This window comes from Kitasatospora sp. CB01950 (assembly GCF_001905465.1).
Taxonomy (GTDB): domain Bacteria; phylum Actinomycetota; class Actinomycetes; order Streptomycetales; family Streptomycetaceae; genus Kitasatospora.
In genome coordinates this window covers 102,279-121,150 of record NZ_LISX01000014.1, presented here as the reverse complement: position 1 = coordinate 121,150, position 18,872 = coordinate 102,279, and the positions used below count along the sequence as shown (strand labels likewise).

The 18,872-nt window shown below is 74.4% G+C and carries 12 protein-coding genes; 3 read left to right on the top strand and 9 right to left on the bottom strand.

Annotated elements, in window-relative coordinates; genetic code table 11:
- Positions 1–33: 33 nt before the first annotated feature.
- The 5 genes from AMK19_RS28115 to AMK19_RS28095 form a co-directional block, all read right to left on the bottom strand.
- Positions 34–888, bottom strand: coding sequence for a S8 family peptidase (locus AMK19_RS28115; RefSeq protein ID WP_073816560.1), 855 nt, complete (start codon positions 886–888; stop codon positions 34–36).
- Positions 888–3,953, bottom strand: coding sequence for an adenylate/guanylate cyclase domain-containing protein (locus tag AMK19_RS28110; protein ID WP_073816558.1), 3,066 nt, complete (start codon positions 3,951–3,953; stop codon positions 888–890). Before AMK19_RS28110 ends, AMK19_RS28115 begins: the two co-directional genes overlap by 1 nt.
- Positions 3,940–4,167 (bottom strand): aroma-sacti cluster domain-containing protein, encoded by a 228-nt coding sequence (locus AMK19_RS28105; RefSeq protein ID WP_073816555.1) that lies wholly within the window; start codon positions 4,165–4,167, stop codon positions 3,940–3,942. Before AMK19_RS28105 ends, AMK19_RS28110 begins: the two co-directional genes overlap by 14 nt.
- Positions 4,164–4,838: an iron-containing redox enzyme family protein gene (locus AMK19_RS28100; RefSeq protein WP_073816552.1), complete on the bottom strand. Its 675-nt coding sequence runs from the start codon at positions 4,836–4,838 to the stop codon at positions 4,164–4,166. The genes AMK19_RS28105 and AMK19_RS28100 overlap by 4 nt, the downstream gene beginning before the upstream one ends.
- A gap of 103 nt (positions 4,839–4,941) precedes the next feature.
- Positions 4,942–5,997, bottom strand: coding sequence for a radical SAM protein (locus AMK19_RS28095; protein ID WP_073816550.1), 1,056 nt, complete (start codon positions 5,995–5,997; stop codon positions 4,942–4,944).
- A gap of 141 nt (positions 5,998–6,138) precedes the next feature.
- Here AMK19_RS28095 and AMK19_RS28090 point away from each other — a divergent pair, with 141 nt between their 5' ends.
- A complete protein-coding gene (locus AMK19_RS28090; RefSeq protein ID WP_083647435.1) occupies positions 6,139–6,702 on the top strand; it encodes a DUF3515 domain-containing protein in 564 nt (187 codons plus the stop codon).
- A gap of 24 nt (positions 6,703–6,726) precedes the next feature.
- On the opposite strand, the gene AMK19_RS28085 is transcribed toward AMK19_RS28090, so the two are convergent.
- Both AMK19_RS28085 and AMK19_RS28080 read right to left on the bottom strand, forming a co-directional pair.
- Positions 6,727–8,532 (bottom strand): AfsR/SARP family transcriptional regulator, encoded by a 1,806-nt coding sequence (locus AMK19_RS28085; protein WP_241844626.1) that lies wholly within the window; start codon positions 8,530–8,532, stop codon positions 6,727–6,729.
- A 59-nt stretch (positions 8,533–8,591) separates the two neighbouring features.
- Positions 8,592–9,746, bottom strand: a complete 1,155-nt coding sequence (locus tag AMK19_RS28080; protein ID WP_073816547.1) for a PP2C family protein-serine/threonine phosphatase — start codon at positions 9,744–9,746, stop codon at positions 8,592–8,594.
- 324 nt (positions 9,747–10,070) lie between these two features.
- Here AMK19_RS28080 and AMK19_RS28075 point away from each other — a divergent pair, with 324 nt between their 5' ends.
- The gene (locus tag AMK19_RS28075; protein WP_241844625.1) at positions 10,071–12,020 is read left to right on the top strand and encodes a glycoside hydrolase family 5 protein; all 1,950 of its coding nucleotides are present in this window, start codon (positions 10,071–10,073) and stop codon (positions 12,018–12,020) included.
- A 119-nt stretch (positions 12,021–12,139) separates the two neighbouring features.
- On the opposite strand, the gene AMK19_RS28070 is transcribed toward AMK19_RS28075, so the two are convergent.
- Both AMK19_RS28070 and AMK19_RS28065 read right to left on the bottom strand, forming a co-directional pair.
- Positions 12,140–13,138 carry a sensor histidine kinase gene (locus tag AMK19_RS28070; RefSeq protein ID WP_073816545.1) on the bottom strand — a complete coding sequence of 333 codons (999 nt, stop codon included), beginning with the start codon at positions 13,136–13,138 and terminating at the stop codon, positions 12,140–12,142.
- The gene (locus AMK19_RS28065) at positions 13,128–13,793 is read right to left on the bottom strand and encodes a response regulator transcription factor (RefSeq protein ID WP_073816544.1); all 666 of its coding nucleotides are present in this window, start codon (positions 13,791–13,793) and stop codon (positions 13,128–13,130) included. The genes AMK19_RS28070 and AMK19_RS28065 overlap by 11 nt, the downstream gene beginning before the upstream one ends.
- Before the next feature lie 323 nt (positions 13,794–14,116).
- Here AMK19_RS28065 and AMK19_RS28060 point away from each other — a divergent pair, with 323 nt between their 5' ends.
- Complete coding sequence (locus tag AMK19_RS28060) at positions 14,117–18,823, top strand: multicopper oxidase domain-containing protein (RefSeq protein WP_198953481.1); 4,707 nt, start codon at positions 14,117–14,119, stop codon at positions 18,821–18,823.
- Positions 18,824–18,872: the final 49 nt, after the last annotated feature.

The following is an 18,872-nucleotide window of genomic DNA, read 5'->3' as shown; positions in this document are numbered from 1 at the left end:
ACGGTCCCTTTCTCACGACGTACGGGCCGGCGCTCACCGGACGCCGCCGAGGTGGACGTTGGCTGCGGACAGGTACAGGGCGTGCTTCAGCTGGAACGGGGTCAGCCGCGGCCGCTCGGACAGGACCCGCGCGCACAGGCCCGCGACGAACGGCGTCGCGTAGCTGTTGCCGCTGCTACGCACCGTCCCGCCGCCGAGCCAGGCCACCTCGACATTGGCGCCCGGACCGAAGAACTCCACCGGCGGCTCCGGGTTGTACAGGTGCAGATCGGGGTCCTCCTCCAGGTGGCTGCCCACCGACACCACCGAGGAGAACCGCCAGGGGAAGCTCTCCACCCGGGAGTTGTGCGCGGACGCGACGATCACGCTGCGCCCGAAGTACGCCTCGTCGGCCAGCGTGTGCAGGTCCTCGAAGAACCGGGCGCGGGTGGTCGACAGGCTCAGGTTGATCACCTCGAAGCCCTGCCGGATCGCCCACCGCAGCCCCTCCAGCAGCACGTCGCCGCTGCCCGAGCGCCGCTCGCCGAGCACCCGCACGCTGTGGATCTCGCAGTCCGGCGCGACCCGGCGGACGATGCCCGCGCAGGACGTGCCGTGGCCGCACACGTCGCCCGGGTCGTCGGCCTTCAGCGGATCGACCCGGATCGTCCCGTCCGCGTCCTTGCGCACCACGTGCGCGCCCGCCACCGGGCCGACCAGCGGATGGGTGCCGTCGACTCCGGAGTCCACCACGCAGACCCGCACCCCCCGGCCGGAGCCGCCGACCAGTGCGCCCGCTGCCGGACGCTCCGGCAGCGCATCGGCCTCCAGCCGGACATCCGCGGGGGTCCGGTCGGTCAGGCGCCAGGTCAGGCCGCGCGGGGGCGCGGCGTCGGGCACGGTCGTCATCAGGAGATCGCCTCTCTGGGGGGATGGTGGCAGTCGGCCAGGGAGTCGGCGAGCCGCACGCCCGGACCGTGTCCCTTGGCCGCGAATCGGCTGCGGGCGGCGTCGGCGGCCAGCGCACGTTCCCGGTCCAGGCCGAGCAGCGCGGCGGTGCGGGACAGGTCGGCGGCGGCCAGGCCCTGGAGGATCGGCGAGTCCGTCCGGGCGGCCTCCGCGACCGCGCCGCGGGCGAGCTCCAGGGCGCCGTCCCGGTCGCCGCGGTCGGCCGCCAGCCGGGCCCGCAGGCCGTCGCGCTCGGCCAGCGCCGCGAACGACAGCCGCCCGCCGGTCCGGGCCCGCTCCTCCTCCAGCGCCGCCAGCGCGGCCCGGGCCGGCGCCGGCTCGCCCAGGTCCAGCCGCAGCCGCGCGGTGTCCAGCAGTGCGCTGCTCAGCAGTGCGCCGCCGCCCAACTCCGTTGCGGCGGTGGACGCTTGGCCGAGCAGGTCGAGCGCCTCCCGGGACCGGCCGGCCAGTGCCGCCACCGTCGCGCCGAACAGCGGCAGGAACGCCGCCGCCTCCGCGTAGCCCAGGCGCTCCGCATGGCGCCCGGCCTCCGCCAGGCAGGCCGCCGCCCCGGCCCCGTCGTCGCCGAGCGCCAGCAGCACCGCCAGCGGACAGTTCAACGTCACCAGCACCGCCCGCCGCCCCGGGCCCTGCGCGGCCAGCAGCCCCCGGCAGCGCGCCACCGCCGCGGCCGCCGGCAGCGGACCGCGCCACAGCGACACGCCGATCGCGCCCAGCGCCGACGCCCGCTCCTGCTCGCCGTCGGACCGCTCGGCGTGCCGCAGCGCCCGGGCCAGCAGCCGGGTCGCCGCCGCGTGCCGGCCGTCGACCTGCTCCTGCTGCGCGAGCCGCAGACAGGCCCGCGCCTGGCCCAGCTGGTCGCCCGCCCGCTCGAACACCGGAAGGGTCTGCCGGGCCACCGGCGCGGGCGCCTGCTGCTGGCCGACCGCGGCCAGGCTGAGCCGGGCGTGCGCCGCCTCCACCGGGTCGTCCGCGCCCGCCGCGACCTCGGCGAGCAGTGCCCGGCCCGGCTCGATCCGGCCCAGCGCCAGCAGCGCCTCGCCGAGCCGCCGGGCGGCCGGCAGCCGGCCGTCCTCGCCCGGGCGCAGCAACCCGGTGGCCCTGGTCAGCAGGTCCACCGCCCAGCCCGGGTCGGTGCGGGCCGCCGCCCGCGCGCCCGCCTCCGCCAGCGCCGCGGCCGCCGCCCGGCGCAGTTCCTCGGTGTGCTCGCCCGGCAGGCCCAGTTCGGCCCGGAAGCGGTGCGCGCGCTCCAGGTGCCCGCCGACGGCCGCCGGGCCGCCCGCGCGCACCGAACGCAGCGCGGCGGCCCGTTCGTGCCGCTCGGCCCGGCCCTGTTTCGACAGGCACTCGTACGCGACCTCCTGCACCACGCCGCTGGCGAACCGGAACGCCGCCCCGTCCGCCACCACCAGCCGGTGCCGGCCCAGCCGCCGCAGCGCCGCCGACAGGTCCGCTCCGTCGTCGGCCAGTGCGGCCAGCTCCTCGGCGGCGAATTCCCGGCCCAGCACGCACGCCAGGTCCACCGCCCGCCGCTCCGCCGGATCCAGCGCGTCCAGCCGGGCCCCGATCAGGGTCTGCAACGACAGCGGAACCCCGTCGCCCGCCGCGTCCGCGGGGGCCGCGAGCAGCTGTTCCAGGTGCAGCGGGTTGCCGCCCGCCCGCTCCAGCAGGTGCGCGGGCACCTCCCCGGCGAGTGCCCGCGCCAGCTCCTCCGCGTCCCGGTCGGGCAGCCCGCCGAGCGTCGACACCCGGTGCGCGCCCGCCGGTCGGACGTCCAGCAGCTCGGGCCGGCCCGCCACGACGACCAGCACCGGCGCGCCGGCCAGGGCGGCCACCACCCGCTCCAGCAGCTCCAGCAGCAGCGCGGCCGCCCGGTGCGCGTCGTCGATCACCAGCACCACCGGCGCGGGCCCGGCCAGCGCGCCCAGCACCTCGGCCAGCGCCGCGCAGGTGTCCTCCGGCGACGGCGTCGGCGTGCCGTCGGCCAGCAGGCCCCGCGCCAGCACGTCCAGGCCGGGCGGGTGAGGGTGCCCCGGCGACCTCTCCAGCAGCGACGCGACGGCGTCGGCCAGCGGCTGCAGACCCGCCTGCTCGCCCGGCGGGCGGCAGCGGCCCGCACCGAACCGCACCCCGCCGGCCCGCTCCAGCCAGTGCCGCAGCAGCCGGGTCTTGCCCTGCCCCGGCTCGCCGCCCAGCACCAGCAGCCGGCCCTCGCGGCGCTCCGCGGCCTTCCCCAACTCGGCGTCCAGCAGCGCGAGTTCGGGGCGGCGGCCGACGAACGGCGGATCGGGTCGAGTGTCCCCGGGGTCGCCGCGGTCCAGGCCGAGCAGCCGGTGCGCGAGCACCTCCCGCGCCACGCCCTTCAGTCGCAGCGGCCCGACCTCGACGCTCCGCACGCCCGCGCCCGCCGCCCGCACCGTGTCCGGGCCGAGCAGCACCTCGCCCGGGCCCGCGTGCTGCTCCAGCCGCGCCGCGACGTTCACCACCTCGCCGGAGACCAGCGCCTGCCGTGCCGACGCGTCCGAACCCGTCACCACCCGGCCCGTGTTGACGCCGATCCGCACCTGGAGGCGCGGCCCCAGCTCGGCGTCCAGCTCCGCGTTCAGCGCCCGCAGCGCCGCCCGCATGCCGAGCGCCGCCGCCACCGCCCGCCGGGCGTCGTCCTCGTGGACCGACGGCACCCCGAAGACCGCCATCACCGCGTCCCCGACGAACTTCTCCACCGTCCCGCCGTGCTCCTCGATCGCCGCACGCATCGCGTCGAAGTACCGCAGCGTCACCCCGCGCAGGGCCTCCGGGTCGAGCGTCCCCGACAGGGCGGTGGAGCCGACCAGGTCGCAGAAGAGCACCGTGACGATCTTGCGGCCGGCGGTCGTCGGCCGTCGGAGGTCCGCGCGCGCCGTGCCGCACGCCGCGCAGAACCGGGCGTCGGCGGGCAGCGGACGGTGGCAGCCCGGGCAGCGGTCGCCGGCCGGGCCCGGGCCGAACGCGTCAGAAGAGAGCACCGCCCGCCACCTCCGCATGCCCCTGGACCTCCGGCCCGGCCTCCTCCAGCCGGCCCTTCAGGTCGGCCAGCAGCGCCAGCTCCTGGTCGGTGAGCGAACGCAGCACGGCGTGCTGCTCCTCCGTCAGGCCGCTCAGGTCGAACCCGGCGGCGGCCAGCGCGGCCAGCGCCCGGTCGGGGTCGGCGGTTCCGGGTGCTTCGGTGCGGTCGGTCATCGGTGTCCTCCGGGGTCCGCGGCGAGCTGGTCGAAGAGCCGGGCGAGGATGCCCGCGGTGTGCAGGGCGCTGACGGCGACCTCGGTCCGCTGATCCGCCGTCAACGGCAGCCGGTCGAGCTGCCGTTCGACCTCCGCGATGTGGTCGGCGTCCAGGTCGGCGTGCTCGCGCAGGGTGCGGAACGCGGCCTCGGGCAGGCCGGTGCGGGCCGCCAGCACCCCCGCCAGCACCGGCGACGGGGCATGACCCTCCAGGACGGCCAAGTAGCCGAGCAGCGTCGCCGGATGGCGGTGCTCGATCCGGTAGTACTGCGCCCCCGCCAACTCCACCACCAGCGGCGGCGGCAGCGGCCTCGGCTCCCCGGTCGGCTCGCCCGCCGCGACCAGATCCGCCAACAGCCAGGCGTCGTGGCCCCGTTCCTCCTCCGCGTGCCCCGCGAAGTACGCCGCCAACGACGGCGCCCAGCCGTCGTCCCACCGCGAACAGGCGCTCGCCGCCCGCTCCAGCAGCGGCACGGACGCGGTCGTCACCGCGTGCATCGCCCACAGGTAGCGCCGGTAGCGCCCCGTGAGGTCGCCGTCCGGCCGCCACAGCCGCGCACTGGCCCGGTGCAACGCGGGCGCGACGAGGGCAAGCCGTGCGTTCAGCGCGCGGGAGAACGGGATGCTCATGAGGTCACCGGCCGTGCGGTAGCTGTGTGTCGGGGACGAAGGCCCGGCGCCCGGTGCGCCGGAGGACGGGGTGCTCACGCGGCCACCCGCCGTGCGGTGGCGCTCATGCCGGGGCTCCGGGTTGCGCGAGGTGGGCGTACGGGGCGCAGCCGTGGCGGCGCAGCAGGGCGATCGGGCCCTGGGCGCGGAGGCGGGCGGCGGACAGCTGGTCCAGCAGGCGGCCGGCCGCGCCCGCCGCGGCGTCGTCGTCCGGGCCGGGCTGTGCGGGGAGGGCGCGGCAGCCGGCGCAGTAGCCGCCCTCGGCGGGGCCGCCGCCGGTGCGGGCGCGCAGGTGGTCCGGGCCGAGGACGCGGATCAGGCGCAGGCGCGGCGAGTCCAGGGTGCGGCGGCGGACGGTCGGCCAGTCGTCCTCGGCGATGTGGCCGAGCCTCAGGTGCGGCGGGACGGGCCGCCGGTCCACGGTCCGCTGGCTGCAGCAGGCCAGCACCGTCCCGTCGGGCGCGACGGTCGGCCACGCCGCCATGGCGCACGGCCCGCCGGGTCCGGTCGCCGTCCGGCCGGTGGTGGAACGCCCCACCGCGCGCACCTCGTTGACCAGCATCGGCACCCGCTCGCCGAACTCGTGGAGCACCGCCGCCGTCGCGTCCGCCAGGTACGGATCGTCCGGCCCGGTGCCGGTCAGGTGCAGACTGACGGGCACGCCCGCGTCCAACACCCGTGCCAGCACCCGGAATACGGCCGCGCGCGGCACCTCGCGTTCGTGCGGGGCGTCCAGGCTGGCCGAGAAGTGGTCGAGCGCGGTGATCGTCCGCAGGATCGGCGGCGGGATCCGCCCGCCGTCGCGCGCGAAGAACAGCCCGCTCAGCAGGGCGACTTGGGACCCGGCGCCCTGTGCGGCCCGGGTCAGCGCGTGTGCCAGGTCGGGGAGCAGCAGCGGTTCGCCGCCGGTCAGCAGCACCACGTCCGGTCGCTGCTTCGGCGTGAACGACCGGACGAAGCGCAGCAGTTGGGACCGGCGCGGGCGGTCCGGGTGGTCGGGGGAGTCCATCGACGAGTCGGTCGAGCAGTGCGCGCAGGCCAGCGGGCAACGGCGGGTCAGCGCGAGCAGCAGTCCGGCGGCGGGTTCGGGGCGCAGGTCGAGGATCTCCGACAGTTCCATGTCCGTCCCTCCCCTCCGCGCGGCTGCCAACAGCACTGTGGGACGCGGCGGTTGCGGGCCGGTACAGGAACGCCTAAAGGGCGGTACAGGCGTCCTGCCGCCCGGGCGCGGTTCGTTCGTAAGGGTCAGTAGCATCGGGCAATGCGTATGCGTTTAGAGCGTTCTCTTCGCTTCTTCGGCAGGTTCCCGGACTCCGTCCGGCTGCTGGCCCTGCCGTCCGTTCTCGCCGTCGGCGTCGTCGTCTTCGCGGTGAACGCCGGTGCCACCTGGCAGCCCCCACTGGGTGATCCCGATCCGAGGGACGAGGCTGCGAAGTACTGCGAAACCCTCATGAAGTCCCTGCCGACGGAAGTGTTCGGCCATGCCCGGACGGACCCCGATCCGTCCCCCCATGTGGCCACTTGGGGGAGTTCTCCCCGCACGGTGCTGCGGTGCGGAGTGCCGCGGCCGGAGAGCCTCGACGACATCGAGAATCAGCGTGCGGAATCGCCGAGCGTCGACAACGTGACGTGGTACATGGAGAAGGACGGCCACGGCGGATACCGGTTCACCTGCACGAAGCGAAAGGTCTTCGTGGAAGTCGAATCCCCGGCCGGGGCCTATCCGAATTTCGTCGATCCGCTGAGCCTGATATCGACGCCGGTGAATTCGACGATTCCGGACTCTTTCGGGCGGCTGAACGCCGGCGACGACGACGCCGCGTAGCGCGAACGGCCGGCCGACGGCCCGTCAGGCGGCGGCGGGCTGGAGGCGGGCGTGCAGGTGGGTGAGGCGGGGGAGGGCATAGCGGGCGGTGTGGGCGGAGGTCTCCTCGGCGGGGCAGAGCAGGACGCCCGCCATGATGAGGCGTTCGAGCGCGTCGAGGGCGGGGGCGGCGTCCAGGGTGAGGGCGCGGCGGGCGTGGGCGAGGTCGAAGGTGGCGGCCCAGGGGTGGCGGGAGAGCCGGGCGAGGGTGGTGCGCTGGTCGGGGGCGAGGGCGTGCCACTGGGTGTCGAGGCGGTCGCGCAGGCGGGTCTCGTCGACGGCGAGTTCGTCGAGGGCGCGGTGCGGGTCGGCGAGGCGGTCGGCGAACTCGTCCAGTGGCAGGTGGCGGAGCGCGGCCAGTTTGTAGCCGGCCAGCCGGACCGCCGAGGGCAGCAGGCCGCACCCGGTGACGATGCGTTCGGCGGCGGCCGGGGCGGCGTCCACCCGGTGCGCGCCGACCAGCAGCGACAGCAGGGCGAGCGCCTCCGGGACGGTGAACGGGGCGAGGTCGATGCGGTGGGCGGCGCCGAGGCCGGGCAGCGGGGTGCGGCCGGTGACCAGGACGGTCGCGGGGCCGCCCGGCGGGAGCAGGGCGTGCGCGGTGCGTGCGTCGGCGACGCCGTCCAGGACGACCAGGACCCGGTGCTCGGCCAGCCACTCGCGCCAACGGGCCGGTGTGTGGACCGGATCGGCGCCGGCCGGGTCGCCGGCCAGCAGCCGGGCCAGGTCGGCGGCGACGGCCTGCGGATCGCGGGCGTGGCCGGCGGCGTCCCGCAGGCGGACGAACAGGCGGCCGTCGGGGAAGTCGTCGCGCAGCGCGTGGGCGGCGCGGATCGCCAGCGCGGTCTTCCCGACACCGACCGGCCCGGTCAGCACCACCGGCCGCCCGGCGCCGCGCACCGCGCGGACCAGCTCCGCCGACTCCGTCTCCCGCCCGGTGAACGCCGTGGTGTCCGGCGGCAGCACGCTGCGCCCGTGGCGCGCGGCGACCCGCGGGGGCGGCGTCGGACAGTCGGCCAGCAGTTCGCGGTGACACGCCTCCAGCTCCGGACCGGGCGACAGGCCCAGCTCCCGGGAGAGCTGCTGGCGCAGCTGCCCGAACGCGGCCAGCGCCTCGGCGCGCCGCCCGGCCCGGTGCAGGGCCAGCAGGTGGACGGCCTGGAGGCGTTCGCGCAGCGGGTGACGGTCCGCCAGATCGGCGAGGGTGTTGGCGACCTGGCCGGCGTGGCCGAGCCGTAACTCCACCTCCGCCCAGTCCTCGACGGCCCCCAGGTAGCGACAGGTGAGCCGCTCGGCGACGGCCCGCAGCGCGGAGGAGTGCCGCAGGTCCGGCAACGGCGGGCCGTCCCACAGCCGCAGCGCCTCGCCGAGCAGCCGGGCGGCCTGCCCGTCCGCGTCCCCGGCGGCCGCCTCGCGGCCCTCGCGCACCAGGGCGTCGAACCGCAGGGTGTCCAACTCCCCGTCCGCGACCCGCAGTTCGTAGCCGCCGGGCCGGTGCGCCAGCCGCTCCGCGCCGAGCGCACCGCGCAACCCGGAGACGTACACCTGCAGGTTCTTGCGGGCCGAGCGGGGCGGCTCGTCCTCCCAGACCGCCTCCGTCAGCAGGTCGGTGGAGAGCAGGGTGTTGGGGTGGCCGAGCAGCGCGGCCAGGACGGCCCGCTGCTTGAGCGACCCGAGAGGCACCGGGCCGCCGTCGCTCTCGGCGACGAGCTGCCCCAGAAGGCGGAACCGCACCCCCGGGTGCAGGGGGACGGGGACGGTGACGGAGCGGCCATTCAGCCCGGCGACCACGAAACCTCCTCATGCGCACGACGCGCCATCGCTGTGTGCGTCCATGACAGACCAGCCTGTCAGAGCGGTGCGCACCCGGGATATCCCAGGTTTCTGGGATGCGTGGCACCGGGCGGCCAGGCCAGCGCGAGCAGGGCCGCGTCGTCGTCGGCGCCGCCGGTGGCGAAGGCCCGGGAGTCGCGGTGGAGCCACTCCAACAGGGCGGCGGGGTCGGGGCCGTCGGGGTGCGACTCCAGGTGGGCGGTCAGGCGGGGCAGCAGCGGGTAGAAGGCGCCGTCGGCGGCGCGGGCCTCGGTGAGCCCGTCGGTGTACAGCAGCAGGGTGTCGCCCGGGTACAGGCGGACGGCCGGGGCGGGCGGCGGGTCGTCCACGTCGCCGAGGCCGCCCGGGCCGCCCAGGCCGAGCGGCGGTCGCGGCGAGACCGGGAGTTCGGCGACGCGGGTGCCGCGCAGGATCAGCGGCGGCGGGTGCCCGCAGGACAGGCCGTGGGCGGTTCCGTCGGCGGCGATCTCGACCAGGAAGGCCGTTCCGAACGCCTCCGAGTCGGTCAGGTGGCGCCGCAGGCTGGTGTCCATCCGGTCCGCGAGGTCGGTCAGCCGGGCGTGGTCCTGGGCGGCCTCGCGGAACGAGCCGAGGATCACGGCGGCGGTGGCGACGGCGTCCAGGCCCTTGCCGCGGACGTCGCCGATCAGGGCGCGGACGCCGAACGGGGTGTCGGTCACCGCGTACAGGTCGCCGCCGACCCGGGCGTACTGCGCGGCGGCCCGGTACGCGGCGGCGATGCGGAACGGGCCGACCACGGGCGGCGGCGGCCGCAGGATCGCCCGCTGCGCGGCCTCGGCGACCGAACTGATCTCCACCAGGTGCGCGGCCGCCTGCTCGCGGCGGTGCACCAGGTAGATGCCCAGCGCGGCGATGACGACGATCACCGCGGTCGTGCCGATCGCGGCGCCGACCCGGCCCGGTTCGTCCGGCACGAAGGCCCAGCGGGTGCCGATCGCGAGAGCCGCCGAGGCCACGATCATCGGCGGCGGGAAGGCCATCGACACCAGGGCCGGCACCGCGACCACCACCGACGGCGTCTGCCAGCCGTCCGGCGCGAACTGGAGGCCGACCATCACGCAGTACATCAGGGCGGCGGCGCCCAAGGACACCGCCCGCCCCGCCCTGCCGACCCCGTAGCCCGCGCCGTCCTCACTGCGGTCGGTCCGCACCCCGCTCTCCTCCCGCCCGCCCGCACACCGCTGCGCGCACGACCCCCAAGCTTCCCGTGCGGGAAGGCCACCCGGCGGGTCGCCACACCGTGCGGCGGCCGCCGGTCGGGCGTGACACGCAACAGCGCCGCGTGTCACGTCGTACCGCTGTCCGCCGGTGCTGTGGTCACCGTCACACCGCCGGTTGTCATGTTTCTGCTCGCCCGGCGGTACATCGTCGAGGACATCGCCTCCAGCCGCCTCAGGGACTGACTCGGTGTCACCACCCGCACCACGTACCGCGCAAGGACAGACGCACCTCTCCCCCCTCGTCAGGAGCGTTCCGTGAAACCTCGCACCACCGTGCTCCGGTGTGCGTCCGCCGCCCTCGTGGCGGCGTGCGCCCTGCTGCTCGGCACCCTCGCCCCCACCGCGGCCGCCGCGACCGTTCCCACTGCGGCCGGCCCGACCGCGGCGCCCGTCCTCACCGGCCCGCAGCTCGCCGCCTCCTGGGCCGGACCGCTGTCCACCCGGGGTCGGTACGTCGTCGATGCGAACGGCGACCGGTTCAAGCTCAAGTCCGGCAACTGGGCCGGGGCCCAAGGCACTTGGCAGGGCAGCGGCGACGTCCGCGACCCGGCGAACCACCAGGCCCGGCAGCTGTCGAACAACATTCCGCTGGGCCTGGACCGGACCCCGATCGCCCGGATCCTGGCCGACTTCCACACCATGGGCCTGAACAGCGTCCGCCTGCCGTTCGCCAACGCGCTCGTCCACGACACCACCGCCGTCCCGGACGCGGCCGTCGCGGCCAACCCGCAGCTCAGGGGGAAGACCCCGCTGCAGGTGATGGACGCCGTCGTCGCGGCGCTGACCGCGGACGGCTTCGCGGTGATCCTCAACAACCACACCACCAGCTACCGGTTCTGCTGCGGCCTGGACGGCAACGAACGCTGGAACAGCGGACAGTCCACCCAGCAGTGGATCGACGACTGGGTGTCCCTGGCCAAGCGGTACCAGGACAACAAGCGGGTGGTCGGCGCCGACCTGCGCAACGAGGTCCGCCGCGACACCTGGAACGACGCCAACTGGGGCTGGGGCGACGACCACGACCTCAACCAGGCGCTGGAGGACGCCGGCAACCGGATCCTGCAGGCCGACCCCGACCTGCTGATCGTCATGGAAGGCATCAACTGGCAGGGCATCCCGACCGACCTGACCTCGCACTGGCGCCCGATGCTCACCCCCGTCGCCACCCTGTCCAACACCCTGATCCGCTCCGACAAACTCGTCTACTCCGCACACTTCTACGGCTACACCGGCCCCAGGCACACCGGCGCCACCGGCACCGGCGAGACCCACGACCCGCGCTACGAGGAACTCACCCCCGACCAGCTCGCCCAGGCCGTCGACGAGGAAGCGCTGTTCGTCACCCGCACCGGCCAGCACTTCACCGCACCGGTGTGGATCAGCGAGTTCGGCGCCGCCGGCCGCGGCCCCGTCGACGCCCGCGAACGCGCCTGGTTCGACGCCTTCACCGACATCCTGGTGCGCAACGACACCGACTTCGCGATCTGGCCGCTGGTCGGCTGGAGCGACTCCACCGGCACGCCGCAGGACAACTGGGCGATGGTCAGCTACACGGCGGACGGCGCCCGGCTCGGCGTCATGGACACCGGCGACTGGCGCGCCGCCGACTGGAACAAGCTGATCGCCGGGCCCGCCCGCAGCGGACCGGTCGCCGACGGCCCGCGCTGGAACATGCTCAACCTCGACCACTACGACGCCAACCTGTCCGCTTCCATGCCGGCCGGGCCCGACTGGTCCTACGGCAACCGCAAGGGCAACTGCCCCGACACCCAGCGCCTGGCCGGCCTCGGCCGCGGCGACAGCCGCGGCCTGTGCACCGACGCCGGCCGGCCCGCCAAGGGCGCCGGCGCCTGGACCACCGTCACCGACGAGCGCTACGTCACCCACGGGGACTGGGCGAGCGGCTACAACAAGCTCCAGTGCCCGGACAACACCTTCGCCGTCGGCTACAGCGTCAACCGCAACGCGATGTCCGCCCTGCTGTGCGCGCCCGCCGCCACCGCGCTGCCCCTGACCGGACGCAACGTGTGGTTCGACAGCGGCGACAACCGGCCCGCCGGCGGAGGTTCGACCGGCAGCGACTGGGCGCCCGGCTTCTACAAGGGCCAGTGCGCCGACAACGAGTACCTGGCGGGCGTCGCCTACACCTGGAAGTGGAACCACGGCGGCGTGCCGGACGCGCTGCTGTGCCGCCCGCTGAACTGAACCGCCCGACCTGACCCGCCCGCCGAATTGATCCGTCCCCTGAACCGACCCGCCCGACCTGACCCGTCCGTACCCGCGCCCCGCCACCGACGGAGCCGCCCGCACTGCCCGGCGGCCGGTCAGGCGGGGCGCGGCGCGGGCAGGCGCATGCGGAGCAGGGAACCGCCGTGCGGGGCGGGGGAGATGGTGAGCTCGCCGGCGTGGGCGTCGAGGACGGCGCGGACGATGGCCAGGCCCAGGCCGGTGCCGGCCAGGCCGGTGGCGGGGGAGTGGGCGAAGCCGACGCCGGTGTCCTCGACGTCGAGTTCGGCACCGTGCCGGGCGGTGCGGCAGCGCAGCGTGATGGCGTCGCCGGGGGCGGTGTACTTGACGGCGTTCTCCACCAGGGCGTCGAGGGCGGCCTCCAGGCGGGATTCGTCGCCCTCGATGCGGACGGCGGGCGCGTCCAGGTGCCAGTGGCGGTCGGTCGCGGGCCGCCAGCGCTGGACGGTGCGGTGCACCAGCGCGTCGAGGTCGACGGGGCCGTGCTCGGGTTCGGCGGGGTGGTAGGCGTCGGCGAGGACCAGCAGCCGGCCGGACAGCCGGGCGAGCCGGTCGAGTTCGTCGAGGACCACGTCGAGGTCCTCCCGCCCGGCCCCGGCGGGCAGTTCGCCCTGGACGAGTTCGGCGTAGCAGCGGGCGACGGTGAGGGGGGTGCGCATCTCGTGCGAGCAGGTGCGGACGAACAGTTCCTTGTCCTGCTGGGCGCGGCGTTCGCGTTCGGCGGCGGTGCGGACTTCGGCGAGGGCGGCGGCGCGGCGGCGCACGTGCCAGGCCATGGCGAGGAACACCAGGGCCATCAGCGGGACTTCGGCGAGTTCGTCCCAGCCGAGGTGGCCGTGCCAGGCGTAGGCGGCCATGGTGCCGCCGGTGACCAGGGTGACGGTGGTGAGCACCGCGGCCGTCCGGCGGGCGGACCAGGACTGGAAGCCGTAGACGATGGACATGCTGATCCACACCAGGTGGAACGCCACCGTCTCCAGGTGGGGTTCGACGAGCAGCACCAGCTGGGTGCAGGCCACGAACAGCACCCAGCCCGCGAAGAGCGCGCGGTCGCGTCCACGGCGGTCAGCAGGCACTGAAGGCGTACCCGACGTTGCGGACCGTCTCGATGATCGGCCGCGGCGTCTTGCCGCGGATCCGGCGGACCGTCACGTCGACGACGTTGCTGGCCAGGTCGTCGCTGTAGCCCCAGACGCCGGCCAGCAGTTCGTGCCGGCTGCAGACCTGTCCGGCCTGTCGCATCAGGTGGCCGAGCAGCATGAACTCCCGGTGGGAGAGCGGGATCTGCTGCCCGTCGATGCCGAGCGCCTGCCGTTCGAGGTCGAGGGCGACGTTCCCGACCCGCAGCCAGCGCTGGGGCGCGCCGACGGGGGCGGTGCGCAGCCGGGAGCGGACCCGTTCGATCAACTCGGCGGTGGCGAACGGCTTGCCGAGGAAGTCCACGGCGCCGGTGCGCAGGCAGCGCACCCGGGTGGCGACGTCCACCACGGCGGAGAGGACCAGGATGCGCTGTTCGGGGCGGAGTTCGAAGGCCTGGCGCATCACTTCGAAGCCGTCGAAGCCGGGCAGCATCAGGTCGAGCACGATCAGGTCGTAGGCGTCCTCGCGCAGGCGCCGGACGGCTTCGGGGCCGGTGCCGGCGCCGTCGACGAGGTGGCCGTCGGTGCTCAGCGTGCGGGTCAGGTAGGCCCGCAGGCGTGCCTCGTCCTCGACGACCAGCAGTCGCGCCATGCTCGGTGCTGCCTTTCCGCGTCCCGGACTCCGCCCGGAGCCGCCGCCTCAAGGCCCGGAGCCGCCGCCTCAAGTTGCGCACGATTATCGCACTTTGTGTGCGGTCTGCGGAGCTGATGGGCCGTCATGACGGCCTCATGACAAGACTGTCATCTTCCCCGGCCCGCCCGGCGGCCGTCCGCACACTGGGCCCGCAACCGCCGCAGCTCGTGACCGGCCGGCGGCACGGCCGTCCACACCCCCGTGAAGACCGCCGCTCCCGCCGCACCGGAAGGGACCGACCCGCGCGACGCGGTCGGGTGCCGAGAGGGAGGAGGGACGGCGTGTTCACGCGCCACACCAGGAGGGGGCGACGGCACCTCGTCGCGATGGCCGGCGTCTGGGCCATGGTGGCGGCGGCCCTGCTCGGACTGCCGCCGACGCAGCCCCAGCAGGCGGCCGCCGCCCCGGCCGGGCCGACCGACCAGGCCAAGGTCCCGCACTACTTCGGCCCCTGGCCGAACTGGGCGAACAGCCCGCTGACGGTGTCCCGGGCCAAGGTCGCCATCCACAGCAGCACCACCACCGTGGCCGTGGGCAACCCGCTGACCGCCCGGGCCTACGCCACCGACTACGCCACCCCGAAGGGCCAACTCGGGCCGGTGCTCGTCATCCTGACGAGCACTCCGCTGCCCGCCGGCACCCTCAAGGGCTTCCGCACCTGGAACCAGACCACCCCGGGCGGCAGCCCCAGCACCTCCGAGGGCGGCCTGTTCCACGGCTACGTGCTGCACCCGACCGGCACCGCCGACCAGTACACGGTCATCGCCGACAGCGGGCTGCGCACGGTGCCCGCGCCGGGCAGCACCGGCGGCGAGGTCACCTCCTACGACATGCCGGACACGCCCGTCCGGGCCGGCGACCTGATCGCCTTCTACGGCGAGGGCGTCCCCGTCGACACCGGCGTGGAGCACCCGACCGACACCCTGGTGTACCCGGCCGGCGCGGACAACAGCACCAGCCCGCCGACCGGAGCCGCCCCCGCCAAGGACGCCACCCTCACCGTCGGCGCCCCCGGCTGGGAGCGCCACGCCACGCAGGACCGGACGTACTCCTTCGGCGCGCAGGTCGCGCCGGCCGCCGGCGGCAGCGGCGCGGAGGCCACCGCCACCGTCGACCCGCGCACCGGCGGCATCGCGAGCATCGAGGTGACCGCGCCCGGCCACGGCTACGCCGAGGGCGCGACCACCGTCACCGTCGAGGGCGGCACCACGGCCGCCACCGCCACCGCCGCCATCCAGCAGACCCGCAGCGTGGTCGACTACCAGGTCCGCGCGGGCGGCAGCGGCTACGGCGGCTTCGCGGTCTCCGTCACCGGCGGCGGCGGGAACGGCGCCGCGGCCACCGCCTCCGGCGGGGTGGCGAACGTGACCGTCACCGACGCCGGAGCCGGCTACACCATGCCGACCGTCGACTTCGACCTGCCCGCCCAGCCGGACGGCACCGTCGCCAAGGGCCACGTCGACCCCGCCGACCTCACTCCCGGCGGCGGCATCGCCAAGGTGACCGTCGACGACCCCGGCAGCGGCTACACCGCCGCGCCCGGCGTCACCGTCCGCAACGGCACCCTGGCCGACCCGATCCCCGGCGCCACCCCGGCCGCCGCCGCCAGCGGCCTGAAGCTGCTGGCGCTCACCGTCGACACCCCCGGCTCCGGCTACGCCTCCACCCCGGACGTCGCCGTCAACGACCCCACCGGCAACGGAGGTTCGGGCGCCGAGGCGACCGCCGTGACCAACCTCGGCGCGATCAGCTCGATCACCGTCACCAGCCCCGGCGCCGGATACCTGACGCCCGGCCTGAAGAAGTTCCAGGACAAGCTGCCGACCACCTGCAACCCGGGCGCGAACGGCGCCGGCTGCCCGGACGTCCAGCAAGTCGCCGACCCGAGCACCGATCCGGCCGCGAAGTTCATCCCCGAGGCGGTGCCCGAGACCGTCACCACCGACGGCAAGCAGGCCGACCAGTACGTCATCGGCCTGGTGCAGTACCGCACCCGGTTCTCCTCCGACCTGCCGCCCACCCTGGTGCGCGGCTACGTCCAGCTCTCCACCGACGCGGTGCCCGGCCGCCGAGTCCCGCTGTACAACGAGCTGATGGACGGCACCCGGCAGCAACTGCCGTACACCGGCGTCGCCGCCCCGCAGTGGATGGGCCCGCTGATCGCCGCCACCAAGGACCGGCCGGTGCGGATCGTGTTCCGCAACCTGCTGCCCACCGGCGCCGCCGGCGACCTGTTCCTGCCGGTCGACAGCACCGGCATGGGCGCCGGCATGGGCCCGATGACGATGCCCGCGCCCGGCAACAGCTCCACCGTCACCGACGAGGTCCGCAACCCGTCCTGCACCGACGCCAAGTCCGGCTGCTACACGGACAACCGCGCCAACCTGCACCTGCACGGCGGCATCACCCCGTGGATCAGCGACGGCACCCCGCACCAGTGGATCACCCCCGCCGGCGAGCACACCGACTGGCCGCAGGGCGTCGGCGTGCAGAACGTGCCCGACATGGTCGACCCCGCCGGGGCGACGCTGTGCGCCGCCGCCGACGACGGCTGCTCGACGTTCTACTACACCAACCAGCAGAGCGCGCGGCTGATGTTCTACCACGACCACTCCTACGGCATCACCCGCCTGAACGTGTACGCCGGCGAGGCCGCCGGCTACACCATCACCGACGACACCGAGAAGGCCCTGATCAGCAGCGGCACCATCCCCGACGCCTCGTCGACCCTCCCGCTGCTCGTCCAGGACCGCACCTTCGTGCCCGACGACACCCAGCTCAAGGACCAGTTCGACGCGGGCGGCGACCGGGTCTCCTACGGCCAGGACCCGACCTGGGACGCCCAACGCTGGGGCGGAAAGGGCAGCTTCTGGTACCACCACGTCTACATGCCGGCGCAGAACCCCGGTGACCCCACCGGCATGAGCTCGTACGGGCGTTGGATGTACGGGCCGTGGTTCTGGCCGCCGGCCGGCGACACCACCTACGGGCCGATTCCCAACCCCTACCACGACCCGCACTGCAAACTGGACGACCCGACCACCTGGCAGTACCGGGCCGCGCCCTACTGCGAGCCCGAACAGATCCCCGGCACCCCCAACATCTCCATGGGCATGGAGCAGTTCAACGACACCCCGATCGTCAACGGCGTCGCCTACCCGAAGACCACCGTCCAGCCCAAGACCTACCGGCTGCGGCTGCTCAACGCCGCCAACGACCGCTTCTTCAACTTCCAGTGGTACACCGCCGATTCGAAGCAGGGTGACGGCACCACCGAAGTCGCCCTGAAACCGGACGAGTTGAAGGCCGCACAGACCGACCCCAACGTTTCACCCACCCCCGTGGACGCCAACAACCCGTCCGCCGGGCCGAGTTGGATCCAGATCGCCAACGAGGGCGGCTTCCTGCCCGCCCCCGCCGTCATCGACGGACAGCAGCCGACCACCTGGATCACCGACCCGACCCGCTTCGACGTCGGCAACGTCGACAAGCACTCGCTGACCCTCGCCCCCGCCGAACGGGCCGACGTGCTGGTCGACTTCTCGAAGTTCGCCGGCAAGACACTGATCCTCTACAACGACGCGCCCGCCGCCTACCCCGCCCGGATCGCCTCCTACGACTACTACACCGGCGCCCCCGACCTCGCCCCCGCCGGAGCGCCCAAGATCCTGCCCGGCTACGGCCCCAACACCCGCACCGTCATGCAGGTCACCGTCGCCGACACCAAGCCGGCCCCCGCGTTCAACCTGGCCAGACTCCAGGCCGCGTTCCGCCACCACGCGGACGGCTCCGGCGTCTTCGAATCCGGCCAGAACCCGATCATCGTCGGACAGGCCGCGTACAACTCGGCCTACGGCACCAGCTTCGCGAACGGCAGCAACTGCAACACCGCCAACACCGCCGTCAACACCTGCGACGGACTGGTCCGGGTCAACGACACCACCGCGTTCAACTTCAACACCCTCAAGGCCCCGACCGCGAAGAGCACGCTGACGCTGCAACCCAAGGCCATCCACGACGAGATGAACGCCACCAGCTTCGACGCCTACGGCCGCATGCAGGCCACCCTCGGCGTCGAAGCCCAACCACCCACACCCGGAGCCCAGAACGTCACCCTCTACCCGTACATCAACCCGCAGACCGAACTGATCGACGGCACCGCCCTGCCGAGAGCGGACACCAAGGTCACGCCGATCGGCTCGACCGCCGACGGCACCCAGATCTGGCGGTTCACCCACAACGGCGTGGACACCCACCCGATGCACTTCCACCTCTACGACGTCCAAGTGCTCAACCGGGTCACCTGGGACAACATCATCCTGCGGCCGGACGCCAACGAACTCGGCTGGAAGGACACCGTACGGATGAGCCCACTGGAGGACACCATCGTCGCGCTGCGCCCGGTGGTGCCGACCGCGCCCTTCGAAGTGCCCAACTCGGTACGGCTGTTGGACCCGGCGATGCCGGCCGGTGACACCTCGATGTTCAACAACGTCGACCCGCAGGGCAACGGGACCGCGCCGATCACCAACCAACTGGTCAACTTCGGCTGGGAGTACGTCATCCACTGCCACATCCTGAGCCACGAGGAGATGGACATGATGCGGCCCGAGTCGCTGGTCCTGCCCCCGGCCAAGGCCGACGGGCTGAGCGCCTCCGTGGTCGGCCAGGGCGGCAACGCGCGCGTCCAACTCCGGTGGCGGGACAACTCGATCACCGAGACCTCGTTCACCGTGCAACGCTCCACGGACGGCACGACCTGGACCGACGTCGGAACGATCGCCTCGCCGCTGGACCGGCCCAACGTCCACCAGGACCGCACCTTCGTCGACATGACCTCCTCGCCGACGAACGCGTACACCTACCGGGTGGTCGCCCTCAACACCGCCGGCTACGGCGGGCAGTTCCCGAGCATGACCGCGAAGTCCGTCTCCGACCCGCTCCAGGTTCCGGCGGCGGGCGGCGCGCTCCGGCGGATCCCCGCCTGATCCACGTCCGACCGAGCGGCCCGGGAGGGTGGGAAGTCGACGCCCTCCC